The organism is Micromonospora sp. NPDC007230 (assembly GCF_042869115.1).
Taxonomy (GTDB): Bacteria; Actinomycetota; Actinomycetes; order Mycobacteriales; family Micromonosporaceae; genus Micromonospora.
Genome location: NZ_JBIAFE010000002.1, coordinates 17,843 through 34,055, shown reverse-complemented (window position 1 = coordinate 34,055; position 16,213 = coordinate 17,843). Strand labels below are relative to the sequence as shown.

At 70.5% G+C, this 16,213-nt stretch carries 10 protein-coding genes; 3 read left to right on the top strand and 7 right to left on the bottom strand.

Annotation, left to right across the window (positions count from 1 at the left end):
* Window positions 1-239 precede the first annotated feature (239 nt).
* The 3 genes from ACFYML_RS03335 to ACFYML_RS03325 are packed head-to-tail and all read right to left on the bottom strand — an operon-like array spanning window position 240 to window position 6,856.
* Window positions 240-1,046 carry a CPBP family intramembrane glutamic endopeptidase gene (locus ACFYML_RS03335; RefSeq protein WP_387419048.1) on the bottom strand — a complete coding sequence of 269 codons (807 nt, stop codon included), beginning with the start codon at window positions 1,044-1,046 and terminating at the stop codon, window positions 240-242.
* 7 nt (window positions 1,047-1,053) lie between these two features.
* Window positions 1,054-5,604 carry an amino acid adenylation domain-containing protein gene (locus ACFYML_RS03330; RefSeq protein ID WP_387419047.1) on the bottom strand — a complete coding sequence of 1,517 codons (4,551 nt, stop codon included), beginning with the start codon at window positions 5,602-5,604 and terminating at the stop codon, window positions 1,054-1,056.
* Between the two features lie 7 nt (window positions 5,605-5,611).
* Window positions 5,612-6,856 carry an LLM class flavin-dependent oxidoreductase gene (locus ACFYML_RS03325; protein WP_387419046.1) on the bottom strand — a complete coding sequence of 415 codons (1,245 nt, stop codon included), beginning with the start codon at window positions 6,854-6,856 and terminating at the stop codon, window positions 5,612-5,614.
* Between the two features lie 187 nt (window positions 6,857-7,043).
* On the opposite strand from ACFYML_RS03325, the gene ACFYML_RS03320 reads away from it, so the two are divergent.
* Window positions 7,044-7,322, top strand: coding sequence for an acyl carrier protein (locus ACFYML_RS03320; protein ID WP_387419045.1), 279 nt, complete (start codon window positions 7,044-7,046; stop codon window positions 7,320-7,322).
* Window positions 7,323-9,050 (top strand): acyl-CoA dehydrogenase family protein, encoded by a 1,728-nt coding sequence (locus ACFYML_RS03315; RefSeq protein ID WP_387419044.1) that lies wholly within the window; start codon window positions 7,323-7,325, stop codon window positions 9,048-9,050.
* Here the strand turns inward: ACFYML_RS03315 and ACFYML_RS03310 are convergent.
* Genes ACFYML_RS03310 through asnB form a run of 4 tightly spaced genes read right to left on the bottom strand, consistent with a single transcriptional unit; the run spans window position 9,022 to window position 15,789 of the window.
* Window positions 9,022-9,759 (bottom strand): aspartate/glutamate racemase family protein, encoded by a 738-nt coding sequence (locus tag ACFYML_RS03310; protein ID WP_387281456.1) that lies wholly within the window; start codon window positions 9,757-9,759, stop codon window positions 9,022-9,024. The two genes, ACFYML_RS03315 and ACFYML_RS03310, sit on opposite strands and share 29 nt — an antisense overlap.
* Entirely contained in the window at window positions 9,756-12,032 is a 2,277-nt protein-coding gene (locus ACFYML_RS03305; protein WP_387419042.1) for a 7-cyano-7-deazaguanine synthase, read from the bottom strand. The genes ACFYML_RS03310 and ACFYML_RS03305 overlap by 4 nt, the downstream gene beginning before the upstream one ends.
* Window positions 12,029-13,873 carry an amino acid adenylation domain-containing protein gene (locus ACFYML_RS03300; RefSeq protein ID WP_387419041.1) on the bottom strand — a complete coding sequence of 615 codons (1,845 nt, stop codon included), beginning with the start codon at window positions 13,871-13,873 and terminating at the stop codon, window positions 12,029-12,031. The genes ACFYML_RS03305 and ACFYML_RS03300 overlap by 4 nt, the downstream gene beginning before the upstream one ends.
* Window positions 13,874-13,914: 41 nt before the next feature.
* The gene (gene asnB, locus ACFYML_RS03295; protein WP_387419040.1) at window positions 13,915-15,789 is read right to left on the bottom strand and encodes an asparagine synthase (glutamine-hydrolyzing); all 1,875 of its coding nucleotides are present in this window, start codon (window positions 15,787-15,789) and stop codon (window positions 13,915-13,917) included.
* A gap of 207 nt (window positions 15,790-15,996) precedes the next feature.
* Between asnB and ACFYML_RS03290 the strand changes: the two genes are divergently transcribed.
* Entirely contained in the window at window positions 15,997-16,212 is a 216-nt protein-coding gene (locus ACFYML_RS03290; protein ID WP_357446539.1) for an MbtH family protein, read from the top strand.
* Window position 16,213 lies beyond the last annotated feature (1 nt).

Genomic DNA, 16,213 nt, shown 5'->3' with positions numbered 1-16,213 from the left:
CCGAGCGCACAATCGAGCAGTCTAATCAGCCAGGGCTGGGGCCCTGAGATGTCCACATCGGTCCGGGCCCTGGCCTTCGCCAGCGAACGACCGGGTCGTTCGATGGTCGGACAGGCTCGCCGCCGTCGATCATGGGATCAGGTAACTTCGCAGGCAGCGAGCAGAAGGGTGGCGGATGGGCCGCTGCTGCCGGCTGTAGAACTCCAACACCAAAGATCGTTAACCGCGCAGCGGCTGCCTTAGACCTGTAGATAGATCAGGAGGCCGATCGTGGTGTTGGCGACCACGTGGGCGGCGAACGGATAGCCGATGCCGCCGGTCCGCAGCCGGATCACGCTGAGCAGGTAGCCCCACACCCCGGCCATCACGATGCCGAGCGGCCCGGAAGGGATGCCGTTGGCGTGCGAGATGCCGAACGCCACCGACTCGATCACCAGTGCCAGGTGGATTCCCCAGGTGTTGATGAGTTCGGTCTGCAGAACGCCACGGAACAGCAGCTCCTCCCAGGCGGAATTGACGAGGGCGAATCCCAGGATCGCGGCGAACGCCTGCCACGGGGAGGCGTGCTGCAACTGGCCCAGGAACTCCGAGAGCTTGGGGTCGTCGATGAGGGTCCAGAGGAACAGCCCGAGGACGCTGGTGACGACGACGGCGATGAAGAGCGCGATCCCGCCGGGCGTCAGCGGACCCCACCTCAGCCACGGCGCAATCGGACGCAGCAGGCCGCGCCGGTGCAGCACCCAGCCCGCCACCGCCGGCGCGACCACGAACAGCGTCGTGACCAGCGCCGGCGGGAAGCCCGCGAACACGTACAGGGAGAACAGGAATGCGACCAGGTCGCAGCAGATCACCATGCGGAGCACGGCGGGCGACGGCCGCAGGGCCGCGACCAGCGTGATGAGCAGCAGGGCGATGCCGCCAGCCAGGGTGAGGGCGGGGCTCTCCGGCACGAGGACCACGGCGATGGCGATGGCGGTGCCCAGGGTCAGCGCTCGCTCGGTGCGGGAGGAGGAGGCCACCACCGGCACGGTCATCAAATCGTGCATCGTTCTCCTATCCGAATTGCGCCTCGAACTCCTCAATCTCCCATTGTTCCAGTTCGACCAGCGCCACGTCCGAAGGGGTGAGTCCGTTGGCTCCGGTCCGGGTGACATAGTCACCCAGTTCGTGAAGGATGGCGAGCCAGCGGTCTGCGATCTCGCCGGCCTTTCCCTCGTCGAGGACCTCTTCCGGCCAGGTCATCCGGAGGGACAGGCGGGGACCGCCCGGTTCCATCTGGACGATCGCCACGACGTCCAGGGCGTGGGTCAGCGGCATCTGCGGCGGCTGATCGGTCAGCGCGAAGGAGCCCTCGTCGGTCAGCCAGTAATCGTCGCCGCCCCTGGCCATCCGGAACCGGCCGAGGTAGTTGAACCGGACCTCGGGGGCCGGCAACGCGGCCAGCACCGGGCGGGTCACAGGGTTGAGGTAGCGCAGCAGCCCGTACCCGACGCCCCGGAGGGGCAGCGCGCGCAGTTGCTCCTTCACCCGCTTGACTGACTCGACCGCGCGGACGCCAGGAGGGAGGTCGCCGGCCAGGTCGAAGCGCACCGGATAGATGCTGGTGAACCACCCGACGGTGCGGATCAGGTCCAGGCCGGGCACGACGTCCTCGCGGCCGTGGCCCTCGAGATCGATCGGTACGCCCGTGCGGCTGCCGGTGATCTCGGCGAGCGCCATCGCCAGGCCGGTGACGAGCACATCCTGCGCGTCAGCGCCGAACGCCTGGGCGGCCCGGTCGAGGAGCGCCTCGGTCTCATCGACGCCAAGGGTGCGCACCAGCGACCCCACCTTGCCGGCCCGGTCCCGTTCCGCATCGAGGGGGCGGCTGGCCAGCGTGGGCGCGTCCGGCACCAGCATGCCGGTCCAGACCTCCAGGGTGTCCGCCAGCGCGGGGTCCTGGGCCGCCAGCACCAGCTGCTCGGCCCAGCGCTTGACGGACGTCACGGGCCGGTCCACGGTGGCCTGCCCGGCGGCCGCCAGGTCGGCTAGCAGAATGTGCCATGACACGGCGTCCACCGCCAAGTGGTGGGCGACCAGCAGCAACTGCCCCGCGTCGGCGAACCAGACCACCTCCAGCATCCGCCCCGCCGCGGGATCCAGCCGATCGCGGGCTTGAACGAACTCGCTGCTCAGATCTCCACCGGTCACCCGCCGTACGCAGTTGCGGGCGTCAACCGTTCCGGCCGACGGGACGGACAGGCCCCACACCGTGCCGTCGCCGCTGCTGACCAGGCGCGCCCGCAGCGCGTCGTGCCCGTCGAGGACCGCCTGGACCGCGGCGACGAGCTGCTCCTCGCCGAGCGGCGGTACCTTCGCCACCAAGCTCTGGTGGAAGCCCTGGACGTCGCCGCCGATCTCGCGCAGCCAGTGCATGACCGGCGTGGCCGGGATCCGGCCGGTGCCGTCGTCCGGCGCGGCTCCGCCCGCGTCCTCAGGCGTCGCGGTCGACGCCGCGCCGGCCAGCAGGGCAGGCGTTCGATGCCGGAACACGTCCCTGGGGGTCAGCAGCATGCCCGAGTTGCGGGCCCGCGCGGCCACCTGGATGGCCAGGATGCTGTCGCCGCCGAGCACGAAGAAGTCGTCGTCGGCGCCGATCCGGGCGATGCCCAGGACGTCGCCGAAGATCCGGCACAGGTCGTTCTCCTGGGGCGTGGCCGGCGCACGGCCACCGGACCCGGACGCCAGGTCCACCGGCGGCAGCGCCTTGCGGTCCACCTTGCCGTTCTGGTTCAGCGGCAGGGCGTCCAGCGGGACGAGCACGGTCGGTACGGCGTAGTCGGGCAGCTGGTCGGCGGCGTATGCGCGCAGGGCCTGCAGATCGGAGCCGCCGACGACGTAGCCGATCAGGACCTTCTGCCCGGCCGGGCCGTCCACCGCGACGACCACGGCGTCGGTCACGCCCGGCGCGCCGCGCAGGACCGCGTCCACCTCGCCGGGCTCGATCCGTTGTCCGCGGATCTTCAGCTGGAAGTCGCGGCGGCCGAGGAAGTCGAGCTGCCCGTCGGGGAAGTAGCGCACCCGGTCGCCGGACCGGTACATCCGGGCGCCGGTGTCGCCGGCGAACGGGTCGGGGAGGAACTTCGTGCAGGTCCGCATCGGATCGGCCAGGTAGCCGCGGCCCACCCCGATGCCGCCGATGTAGAGCTCGCCCGGCATACCGAGCGGCACCGGCTGCAAGTTGTCGTCCAGCACGTACAGGCGGGTGTTGCGCAGCGGGCGGCCGACCGGCACCCGGGCCACGTCGTACGGGGAATCCTTGGTGAGCACGGCGTGCGAGACGTCGTCGGAGCACTCGGTGGCGCCGTACGCGTTGATGATGTTGGCATTCGGGTGGAGGGCGAACCAGCGCACGCACATCTCCGGCGGCAGGACTTCGCCGTTCACGATGTACCAGCGGAAGGCCGGCAGGTCTGGCGCGGCGGTGGCCGGCCCGCCGCCGCTCCACGCGGCGAGCGTCGCGCGCATGAAGGACGGCACCACCTCGAGGATGGTGACCTTCTCGGCGGCGATCAGCTGGAACAGCGCGAGTGGGTCGGCGGCCATCTCGTTGCCGACGATCCGGGTGTGGCCGCCGACCAGCAGCGGCGCGACCATCTGCCACACCGAGACGTCGAAGGTGAGCGGCGCGTTGTGCGCCACCGAATCGGCGGCGGTCATGCCGAGGTCGCGGGCCTTCGCCACTAGGTGATTGATCATCCCGTGCTGGGAGACCATCGCGCCCTTCGGTCGGCCGGTGGAGCCGGAGGTGAAGTAGACGTAGGCGAGATAGTCCTCGTCCCCGGCCAGCGGACCGAGGTTGTTCGGGGCGTCGCGGTCCTCGTCGAGGACCACGATCTCGATCGGCCGGTCCGCAGCGGCGGCGATCGCCTCCGCCAGCCCGGCGTGCTCAGGCTCCACGAGCAGAAGACCAATCCCGTTGTCGTGGACGAGCGAGGCGTTTCGGGTCAGTGCGGCATCCACATCCAGCGGGACGTACGCCGCGCCCGCGCCCCAGATGCCCAGCATAGACGCGACGACCTGCACTCCCCGGCCGGTCAGCACGCCGACCAGCACCTCCGGGCCGGCGCCCGCCTGCCGCAGCTTGCCGGAGATCGCGCTGCCCCAGCCGACCAGCGCGGCGTAGTCCAGGCTGGTCCGGTCGTCCACTGCCGCGACGGCCCGGGGTGACTCCGCGGCGACCTTCCGGATGCGCCGGACGACGTTCTCGAAGGACTCGCCCTCGTCGGTGGCGTTCCAGTCGACCAGCACCCGCTTGCTCTCCGCGGGCAGCAGGACCTCGGTGTCGGCGATCGGGCGGTGCGGGTCGGCGGCCAGCCGTTCCAGGAAAGCCAGCACGCGATCGGCGTGCAGGTCGAGGTCGTCCGCGGTGTAGCTGCGCGCCGTGGCCGCGAGGTCGAGCACCAGGTCGAGGCCGGCTCCCGGGTGCGCGGTGAAGGCGATGTCCTCGACCGGGCCGTACGACACGTAGCGCAGCGTTGCCGGCGTCCCGGCGAAGTCGAACCGCTGGTCGATCGGCAGGACGTTGACCTCAGGCCCGTACAGGCGGCGCCCGGAGTCGAGATAACCCAGGTCGCGCCGGAGGAACTCCTGGTTGTACCGCTGATGCCGGACCAGCCGCTGAGTCTGCAGGCCGACGGCCCGGATCAGGTCCACGACGGTCGCGCCCGGTTCGACGGTGAGCCGCAGCGGCAGGACGTTCGACATCATGCACGGCGTCCGGAGGGCGGCGGGAGTGCGCCGCGCGGTCACCGTCATTCCCAAGACGATGTCGCGCGCGCCCGTGGTGCGGTGCAGGTAGGCGGCGACCCCGGCGAAGAACGCACCCGGCCAGCCCTGGCTGGACAAGCCCGCGGCGGCGGTCAGCGAGTCCAGGGCCGACGGCGGGATCGTACGGGTCAGGCGCAGCTGGCCGTTGCCGGGCAGCGACACGGTGTCCGCGAAACCGGCGACCTCGGGCCGGTCGGCGAGGTGGTCGTTCCAGAAGGTCCGGTCACGCTCGAAGTCCGTCGAGCCGCGGTAGCCGGCCTCCTCCTCCAGGAGCTCTTCGACCGTGGCCCAGGATGCCTCGGGGCAGCGGGCCCCGGTGACGTCGGCGGTGTAGAGCTCGGCGACCCGGCGGGCGAGCAGGCCGGCGCCGTACCCGTCGATGACGACGTGGTGCCCGCGCATGTACCAGATCCAGTGCTCGTCGCCGAGGGCGAGCAGGGCGGTTGCGAACAGGTTCCGCCCGGTGAGATCGGCCGGGCGGTCGATGTCGGCGGCCATCCAATCCACCGCGGCCTGCCGGGGCTCAGCTGTACCGGTCAGGTCGACGTGCGGGAAGTCCATGTCCTGGGCCGGCGCGACCACCTGGTGGAAGCCGTCATCGTCGACGGACACCTGCAGCCGGATCGCCTCGGACTCCTCCATCACCCGGCGCACGGCCCGGTGCATGGCGGACCGATCGAGCGGGCCGGTGATCTCCACGTACTGGCCGGCGGTGTAGGAGCGGTCGTCCGGGTTCAGGTACTGCGCCGTCCACACGCCGGACTGCGCGGCCGAGAGCGGGAGCCGTGACTGCATGCGTATCTCAGCCCTTCTGCACCGCAGAACGCGGCAGCGCGGTCGGCATGGCGGTACGGGGCACCCGGTATTCCGGGTCCACCTCGCGGGCGGCGGTGCGGCGGGCCAGTGCGGCCTCGATCGCCGGGGCCAGCCGCTTGGCCTTGGCCAACTCCGCGCTTTCGTGCCGCTCGGCGAACTCCGGCATCACCTCGCGGGCGAACAGCTCCATCGAGGAGCAGATGTGCTCGTGTTTGATCCGGCCGGACTGGGCGATCAGCAGGATCTGGTCCACGCCGGCCGCCTCGTATTCGCGGAGCGTCCTGCGGATCTGCTCCGGGGTGCCGATGCCGCTGTACGCGCCCTCGAGCACCGCGGGAAACTCCTTGTCGACCTGGTCCCGCGGCGTGTCGAGCCCGAGGTCGCGAGCGAGGTCGCCCTTCCCGGGCACGTGCGAGCCCAGACCCCAGTAGTAGGCGAGCGACCGGGCGAAGAACCGGTGGTCGGCCAGCCCGCGCTCGCGCGCGGTGGCCTCGTCCTCGTGGCACATCAGGTAGAGCGTCATGGCGACCTGGGGGTTGACCGAGTAGCCGGCCGGCACGCATTCTTCCGACTCGATGGTTGCGTAGTAGTCGCCGATCCACTTCTCGGCCTCGTCTGGTGCGACGAAGGAGAAGGTGAGGGCGCCGAGGCCGTGCCGGGCGGCGTGCGTGAGGCTCTCCCGCTTGCTGCACGCGGTCCACATCGGCGGATGCGGCTTCTGCAGCGGCTTCGGCACGATGTTGCGCGGCGGCATCTGCACGTACGTGCCGTCGTAGCCGGCAAACGGCTCCTCGACGAACATGCGGGTGACCGCGTCGATCGACTCCCGCCATTGCGCTCGCTTGGCCGACATCTCAATGCCGAACGCGCCCAGCTCGACCTCGGTGCTGGACTCGCCGGTGCCGAACTCGGCCCGGCCGTTGCACAGCAGGTCGAGCATGCCGATCCGCTCGGCCACCCGGGCCGGTGCGTTGATCCCCGGCGGGAGCACCATGATGCCGTGGCCGAGCCGGATCCGCTCGGTGCGCTGGCTCGCGGCGCCGAGCAGCACCTCGGGCGCCGAGCAGTGGCTGTACTCCTCGAGGAAGTGATGCTCCACGGCCCACGCGTAGTCGAAGCCGAGCCGGTCGGCCAGCTCGATCTGCGTCAGCGTGTCGTGCACGATGCGCAGCTCTGAGTCAGGCCGCCACGGCCGAGGGAGCTGAAGCTCGTAGAACAGACCGAACCGCATGATCGCCCCTTCGAGAGGAATGCTGCCGCCGGGGAATACGATAAGAGGAACTCGCGGCCTGCCGGGCCCGAGTTTGCCGCCGGTCCCGGTCGCTCTTAAGCGCCGATTAAGGTGCCTTTTATGGCCTGCTGTTACTGTCCTGACAGTCTCGCCCGCGATACCCAGTGCCGCGTCCGGAGGAATAGCGATGGAAAAGAGCCTTGATATCAGGAACACGAGTGAGCTCCAGTCCTGGTTGCGGGAGCGGATCGCGTTCTATCTGGACCAGCCGGCGGACACCATCGACCCGGACACCGAGCTGACACACTATGGCATGAACTCCGTCTACGCCGTCAGTCTGCTGGCCGACCTGGAGACCAAACTCGGCGTAGAAATCGATTACATGCAGGCGACATGGGGCTATCCCACGGTCAACAAGCTCGTCGAATACCTCGAGGCCCTGCCGGCGAATCGCGAGGGTGAATAGATGACTGGATTGTTGTCCCCCGCCCAGGTGCTGGCGGGTGCCTTCGACGATTACCTGGGCGACCCCTACGCGGGCGGGACGCCGTTCTCGTACGACGAGATCGTCGCCGGTGACGAGGCCTCGGAACTGCCGCCGAACGCCCGCTCGACGATCGAGAAGTGGGGGTTCCACGAACTCCTCGTGCCGGTGGAGCAGGGTGGCCGGCTGCGCACCCTGGACGAGCTGCTGCACGTCTGCCGGGTCCTGTCCCGGCGCAACCCGACGATCGCCGTGATGTACGGCTCCACCCTGCTGGCGGCGAACCCGGTGTGGCTGTGGGGCAGCGCGCGGCAGAAGCGGGAGCTCGCGGACGAGCTGCTGTCCGGTGGGCTGGCCTGCTTCGGGGTGTCCGAGGCCGACCACGGCAGCGACCTGCTGTCCACCGAGGGGACCCTGGTCCGCGAGAACGGCGGCCTCCGCCTGAACGCGGCGAAGTGGCCGGTGGGCAACGCCACCCGGGCCCGGTTCGTCACCGTGCTGGCCCGCACCGGCGAGCACGACCTCTCGCTGGCCCTGGTGGACAAGCAGCAGCTGTCCGACGGCGCGGTGCGCCACCTGCCGTTCGTGCGCACCCTCGGCCTCAAGGGGCACGACCTGAGCGGAGTCGAGTTCCACGACGCCGTGCTGCCGGGCGACGCGTTGGTCGGGCCGCCCGGCATCGGGGTGACCCAGGTGCTCAAGACCCTGCAGATCACCCGGACGGCCATCGCGGCGATGTCGCTCGGCGTGATGGACGCGGTGCTGCGCATGGGGCTGGGCTACGCCATGGACCGACGCCTGTACGGCGACCGGATCTTCGCCATTCCGATCATACGGCACCAGCTCGTACAGGAGCACGTCAACCTCTTCATCGGTGAGTGCACCACGCTGCCGATCTCCCGGGCGCTGGTGCTCGCGCCGGAGCGGCTGAGCCTCTGGTCCGCGATCGCGAAGTACCTGGTTCCGGTCATGGCCGAAAAGACGGTGCACAACGTCGGCGTGGTGATGGGCGCCCGCAGCTACCTGCGCGAGGGCGTCGCCTCCGGCGCCTTTCAGAAGCTGCAGCGCGACCATGCGATCGCGAGCGTGTTCGAGGGCACCACCCACGTGAACCTGCACTGGATCGCCGAGCAGTTGCCCGCCGTGGTGGCCGGCGCCGGCGAGCCGGACGACGCGGCGCAGGATCTGCTGCGGCAGCTGTTCGACCTGGGCGACAACACCGCGGCGTGGCACCCCGACGGGCGACGGCTGCGCCTGGCCAACGGCGGCCTGGACGAGATCACCGCGGCCTGGCCACTCGCCGTCCGCCGCGCCGAGGCGTTGCTGCGGGGGCCGCGTCCGCCCGCGGCCGGCGCCGAGATTCTGGACCTGTGCGCCCGGCTGAGCGAGCTGCGCGCCGCCCTGCACCACCGAATCGTGGCCACCGAGGCCTGGCAGTCAAGCTCGGTCGCCGCCATCACGGCCGCGGGTGAGCACTGTGCCCACCACGCCGCCGTGTCATGCCTGCTGATCTGGCTCGACAATCGGGATCGCCTCGGCGGTGCCTTCGCCGACGGCGGGTGGCTGGTGCTGTCGCTTCAGCGGTTGCTGCAGCGCCTCGGCGTGACCGTGGCGGTCGACGAGCGGCACGAGGCGGAGCTGGCGCAGCAGTTGGAGCACGGCGCCGAGAAGAAGGACTGGTTCACCCTGGCATCACTCCCGGCCGGATGAGCGTCGGCGTGTCCGACTCGCCGTGTAGCCGGTCGAGACATGCCAGAGCGAGAGCCTGGAGGCTGGACACCATGGCGTCGGCGGGCAGGCCGGCGGCTTCGTACGCGATGGGCAGTTCGGTACAGGCGGCCAGCACCGGAACCCGGTGCTGGCGCCACAGCCCGCGGGTCGCCGCCGCGAACACCTGCCCGGCTTCGGCCGTCCGTCCGGCCTTGACCAGGACGCTTGTCTGCTGAATGGAAGCCTGAGCCGCGGCGCCGGGCACGTGCAGCGGGTAGCCCAGCCGGCGGGCCCGGTGCTGGTAGAGACCGCTCGCCACGGTGCCGGTGGTAGCCGCGAGCCAGCCGCCGCCGGGCGCCCGCCGGACGGCCTCCCGCAGCGTGGCGTCGACGATGTGCACCAGGGGCAGCGGCAGCTCGTCGCCGATCCGGTCGATGAAGGCGTGCGCCGTGTTGCAGGGGACGGCCAGCAGGTCTGCCCCCCAGCGCACGAGATCCAGCAGGGCCGCCCGGATCGGGATCAGCGGGTCCAACCGGCCGGCCAGCACTGCGGCGCTGCGGTCCGGGATGCCCGGCTCGGAGATCAGGAGTACGCGCGGGTGCTCCTGATCGCTGGTAGCCGGCGATTCGGCGGCCAGCAGGCGGAGGAACTCGGCCGTCGCGGCCGGACCCATCCCGCCGAGGACGCCGAGGTTTCGCCGGATCGTCATGAGGCCGGGGAATCGCCGGCCGAGAGTTTGCCGGCCGGCCCCTCCAGCTGGGCCGCGATCCGGGCGGGATCGACACCGGCAGCCGGCCCGCCGGTCCAGTGCAGACGGAGTCGTCCGTCGATCAGGTTCACGCCGAGCTCCAGCGGATACACGGACGGCAGCGCGGTCAGGCCGTGGCCCGGCAGGGCTGAGGGCTGGAACGGCTCGGCCTGGCTGGCCTCCGCCCCGAACGGCCCGAAGTAATGCAGCCGGATGGGCGCGATGTCCGGCCCGGCGACGGGCCCGACGGCGAGAATCGGGCCGAGCGTGGTCTTGGACCCCGCCGTGTGGTCGACGACGTCCACGGTGAGCGGGGGAGTGCCGATCACGGCCAGCACAGCGGTGATCTCCGCGGGCTGGGCGGTGGGCGGAGCTGCCCGGTCGAGCTGGGCGAGGAACGATCCGGCCGGCGGCGGCTCGGGAGCCGCGCCGTCGAGCCAGTCCCACACGTCGGCTAGATCGGTCAGCAGCAGCCGGAACGAGCGGACGTCGAGGACCAGGGCGTGCGCGGCGACCAGAAGCAGGCGTGCGTCGTCGGTGTCGACGACCGCGCAGCGCACCACCGGGCCGGCCACCGGGTCCAGCTGTGCGAGCAGCCGGTCCGCCAAGGCCGGCAGCAGGTCGGCGCGCGGCTCGGGGCGCCCGGTGAGGTCGACCCGCGGCACGGCGATGCGCCCGATGCCGCCGTCGGCCTGCGTCCACCCGCCGTCCGGGCCGTCCGGGCCGTCCGGGCCGGGCGGCACGAAGCGCAGCCGGAGCGCGTCGTGGCGCAGCATGAGCCGCAGCACCGCCCGGCGGACCTTGGCGAGGTCCGCGTCGTCCGGCAGCCCGACCAGGGCGACCCGTCCGGGCGTGCCGCTCTCCGCCAGGATCCGCTGCTGCGCGGGGGTTAGCGGGAACGACTCGGCGGATGCTTGAGCGGATTTCGGCTCGACGGTGACCGGGGCCGGGGAGGGCAGTTCCTGCCGCTGCAGCACGCCGCCGTCGCGAGGGATGCGGTCGAGCGCCACCCACTGCTCGGGAACGAGGAAGTCCGGCAGGGTCCGCGCGGAAAAGCTCCGCAGCGTACCCGCGGTGACCGGCCCGCTCGCCACGTAGTAGGCCACCAGACGGCGGCCGAGGCGCTGTCGGTCGGCCGGATCGGCATAGCCGATCGTGGTGAGCATGCGCCGGACCCGCGGGATGTCCACGGGCGTGCGGAGCTCCTCGTCCGCGGCGGCCCGCTCCAGGTGGCCGAGCCGCACCTCCCAGCGGGTGGGCGACTCGTAGTTGTGGTAGCCGCGCTCGGCACTGTGGACGTACACACCGACGTCGTTTATCAGGCAGTTGGAGCTGCAGAAGCCGGTGTCGGTGGGCTGCGTCCAGGCGGTCGCCTCCTCAGCCAGGTAGCGCAGGATCTCGCCCTTGGTGACGTTGCTGTAGCGGAAGAAGTCGACCACCTCGGACGCCTCGACCGCGTTCGGGTCGACCCGCTCACCGATCTGGTGGTAGACCCGGCGCCCGACCGCCAGCTGCTCCTCGATCTCCCGCGGATCGAAGATGCCGCGCCGGTAGAACCAGCTCAGGCGCTCGTCGATGATCTGGCCGCGGGACAGGCCGGTGACGATGACCGGGATCTCGCGTGCCGCGGCCAGTTCGGTGCTCAGGCTCAGCAGCGAGCGAAAGCATCCGTTGCACACGCTCTGGTGCTGCCGCAGGCTCTCCACGAAGACCCGGTTCTGGTCCGCCCGGCCGAGGGTGACGTGCTCGATGCCCAGCTTGGCGGTGATGTTCTCGACATTGCGTAGCGCGGTCTGCGAGATGAACCCGTTGTCGAAGGTGAACGTCATCACCCGCAAGCCCAGGTCCACCAGGCGGTGCAGCACGTACGTGCTGTCCTTGCCGCCGCTGAACAGGAGCAGGACATCGTATTCCGGGGCGCCGCCCGCGGTCTTCTCCCGCACCTTCCGCAGGAAGCCGTCGACATCCCCGAAGTACGAGTGGATCGCCGCTTCGTTGCCGGTGTAGAGGCGGCAGAAGTAACAGGTGCCGCCGTCGTCCACGTCCGCACCGGGGTAGGCGGCGTCCATGCCGCAGCGCACGCATGCCCGGGCCACCGCGGCGGCCGGCGCGGAGCCCTGGTACACGACGGCGCAGTCCGCGACGTTCTCGTGCGCCAGGATCGCCGTCTCGACCTCCTGCTCGAGAACGCGCGCCTGGCCCAGCTGCAGCGTCGCCGGCTCCACCTGCGTCATCGCGTACCCCCCGCAACGTCGGTCAGCGCGTCGAGCAGGTCCTCGGCCTGATCGGGCTCGCTCGCCAGGGCCTCCTCGAGCTGCCCGGCCAGCGCCTCGATGGTGCGCGCGGTGAGGAACGCCTGGAGGTGCACCTCCACGCCGAACTCCGCGCGCAGCCGGGAGAGCATGGTCATGACCAGCAGTGAGTGCCCGCCCATGTCGAAGAAGTCCTGCCGGACGCCCACCTCCGCCACCGGAAGCAGCTCCTCCCACAGCCGGGCGAGGGCCTTCTCGGTCGGCGTGCGCGGCGGCACGACCTCCTGGTCGTCCTGGGCGGCCGGAACCACCGGAACCGGCAGGGCGCGCCGGTCGATCTTCCCGCTGATGGTCCGCGGGAGCTGGTCGAGCGGCACCAGCACGGCGGGTACGGCGCTGGGCAGCAGCCGCTGCGCGACGTGCCGGCGGATCTCATCGCTGTCCGACGGGCTGACCAGCTCGAGGAAGGCGCACAGCGAGGACGCCCCATCCGGCTGCTCATGCACCACCACCGCCGCGTCCCGTACGGCCGGGTGGGTGCGCAGCACGCTCTCCACCTCGCCCAGCTCGACCCGGACGCCGCCGACCTTGATCTGGTGGTCCTTGCGGCCGATGTACTCCAGCTCGCCGGTCGCCAGCAGACGGCCGAAGTCGCCGGTGCGGTAGACCACGTCCGCCGGGTCCCCGGTCAGCGGGTTGGTGACGAACGCGGCGGCCGTCTCCTCGGGTAGGTCGCGGTAGCCGAGCGACCGGTGCGGCGTCCGCAAGTAGATCTCGCCCATCCGCCCCTCCCGGCAGGGCCGCCCGGCCGCGTCGAGAAGCAGCACCTCCGTCTCCGGCATGGGCCGGCCGATCGGGATCGAGGCGGCCTGCGTGTCCTCAGCGGTGACGAAGCGGTAGGTCTTCGTCATCGTCGTCTCCGACGGGCCGTACAGGTTGAGCAGGCGGATCCGCTGGCCGTACCGCTCGAACCACCGGGCCGCGTCGGCGGGGGACAGCCGCTCGCCGGACATCGCGATGCAGCTCAGGTGCTGCAGCGCGAGCCCGTCCACCGAGGCAAGGCCGCGAAAGATCGACGGGACGCAGTGCACCAGCTGGATGCGCTCCGCATCGATCCAGCGGAGCAGGCCGGGCGGGTCGAGGAGCAGGTCCGGCGGCGGAATGACCACCGTCCCGCCGTTGGCGAGGGGGACGAACAGGTCCCGCAGCATGGCGTCGAAGGCAGGCGAGGCCAGGTGGCTGACCCGCCAGCCGTCCTGCGCGCCGAGCAGCTCGGTCTCCCAGCGGATGTAGTGGTCGATGGCGCCGAGCCGGCCCACGATGCCCTTCGGCCGGCCGGTGGAGCCTGAGGTGTGCATGACATAGCACGGGTCGTCGGCCGTCGGGATGTGCCGGACCGCCTCCGCGTCGAGCGTGTCCTGATCCGGGTCGCCCACGTCCGCGTACAGCAGGCGGGCGCCCGGCAGGTGCGTACCGCAGAACTCCTCGGCCGCCGCGCCCTGCACGATCGCGTGCCCGGCGGCGGTGCCGGCGAGGATGTCGCCGTTGCGCGCCTGGGGCGCCGCCAGGTCGACGGGGACGAAGACGGCACCGATCTTCAGGACGGCCAGGATGGCGATGATCGTCTCGTCCCGGCTCGCGGTGAGCACCGGGACGAGGTGGCCGGGCCCGACACCCGCCGCGCTCAGCCGGCCGGCAAGCCGGTTCGCCGCGTTCTCCAGCGCCGCGTAGGTCAGGGTGCGTTCGGGGGACGACACCGCACGGCGTCCCGGCGACCGCTCGGCCGTTGTGCGGACCAGCGAATGGATCGCCTCGAAAGCCATCCTCTTTCCTTCCTCCGTTACGGCCATGCCAAATGCCGGGTTCAATGGTGGTCGGGCAGGTCGAACTCATCGAGCAGCACCCCGAAGCTGAGGACGACCAGCAGCAGGTCGTCGCCCATATGCGGATGCACGTCGAAATCGGCGCTCAGGTATTGGGATTTGAGCCGCTCGACAGTGTCGGGATTGAAGTAGCCCTGTCGTTTGATGCGGGCGTGTGACAGCAGGTCGTTCGCCCATTCCGGATGCTGGCGCAACAGCCAGGGGCTGCTGGGCGCCCGGAAGCCGAATTTCTCCCGCTGAATGATCTCGGTGGGCACCAGCCCGTGCGCCGCCTGCCGGAGTAGGTGCTTCTCGCCGCCCTGCGGGGTCACCATCAGGCGCGGCGGAATGGTCCGGGCGAAGTCGATGACGTCCAGATCGAGGAACGGGTAGCGCGCCTCGACGGCGTTGGCGAGCCCCATCCGGTCGCCGTGGTCGGCCAGCAGGTGATCGGAGAGCCGCAGCTTGAAGTCCAGGTAGGACCGCTGGTGCAGCGGATGCCGGTTGCGCAGCATCTCATGGTCGACGAGCGGCAGGGCCAGACACTCGAAGGTGTCGAATTCGGCCGCCGCCTCCGCCGAGTACAGCTCCAGCTTGGTGTCGCTCCAGGCCAGGTAGTCGCGTTCGTAAAAGACCTTCTCGTCGCCCCACAGGTGCTGCCGGGCCTCGGCCTCCAGCAGGTCGAGGACGCCGCGACGGTGCGGCAGGCCGGTGCGGTCGATTTGGTCGAAGCGATAGCCGGGATAGCCGCCGAACAGCTCATCGGCGCCCTCCCCGGTGAGGATGACCCGGACCCCCGCCCGCCGCACCGCGGCCGACAGGGACAGCGAGCAGGTGTTATAGGTCTCCTTCACCGGGCACTCGGCGTGCCGGATCATCCGGCGGAAGCTCTCGGCGGCGTCCGCGACGCCGAAGATCTCCTCGTGATGAACCGAGGAGAGCTTGGCCGCCATCAGCCGCTGGAAGGGCGACTCGTCGATGCCGGCGTCTCGGAAGGCGATCGAGAAGGAGTGGCGCCGGGTGTGCGGCGAGACCTCCCCGACCAGGGCGCCGATGAGCGACGAGTCCAGTCCGCCGCTCAGGTAGAACCCCACCGGCACGTCGGCCAGCAGCCGCCGCTGCACCGACGTCGCGAGCAGGCCGCGCAGCCGCTCGACGTAGAACTCCTCGGGCCGTTCCGCGGGTCCCTCGCCGAGTTCGGGATAGTCCAGGTCCCAGTAGCGGACCTTCTGCACCTGCCCGTCCTGGACCAGAAGATAGTGGCCGCTCTCCAGGCTGTGCACGCCGGCGAACATGGTGCACGGGCTGACCAGCCCGGGAAACGTGAGCACCTGGTCGAGGCCCGCCAGGTCGACCGCGCGCGGGACGGCCGGGTGGCTCAGGACGGTCTTGTTCTCCGAGCCGAAGACGAAATGGCCAGCGGTCCGCGCGTAGAACAGCGGCAGGATCCCGACGTGGTCCCGGGCCAGGAAGAGCCGGCGCCGCGCCCGGTCGTAGATCGCGAAGGCGAACTGCCCGCGAATCACGTCGAGCAGCCCCGTCCCGCGCTCCTCGTACAGGTGGACCAGAACCTCGACGTCGCTTCCGGTGCGGAAGGTGTGCCCGCGGGCGGTCAGCCCGTCCCGGAGCTCCCGGTGGTTGAAGATCTCGCCGTTGCAGACGAGGACCACGCTGCCGTCCTCGTTGGTGATCGGCTGAGCGCCGGTCGCGAGGTCGATGATGCTCAGCCGCCGGAAGCCCAGTCCGATCCCCGGGTCGGTGAACCGCCCGGCACTGTCCGGGCCCCGGTGCTCCAGCGTGGCCGTCATCGCCGACAGAACCTCCTGGTCGACGGGGTGGTCCCCGCGGAGGTCCAGATACCCAGCGATTCCGCACATGGCTCCGCACTTTCCTCGGGGCTGATGGCCGCATACATCATGCGGGCCGGTGCGGTATTCAGTCATCGGGCCCGAACCGGCCTGAAGACATCCTTTGCCGACCACCATGCAGCCGCTTAAGCCGCAGCTAAGTCGAGTGTTAGGAGCGATTGTTAGCCTGCCGGAAGCCAGTACCGGAATCCATTCGAGACGGACCGGAGCATCGCCGTGACGAATCCTTTCGACGACGAGGGCGCGCCCTTTGTGGTTCTCGTGAACGATGAGGGTCAACATTCCCTGTGGCCGACATTCGTAGACGTGCCGGCCGGCTGGACCGTGGTGTTCGGCGAGGCTGACCGCGCCGCCTGCCTGACCTACGTGTCCGAGAACTGGACCGACATGCGGCCGAGGAGCCTGGTCCAAGCAATGGAACGGCAGGCGTGAA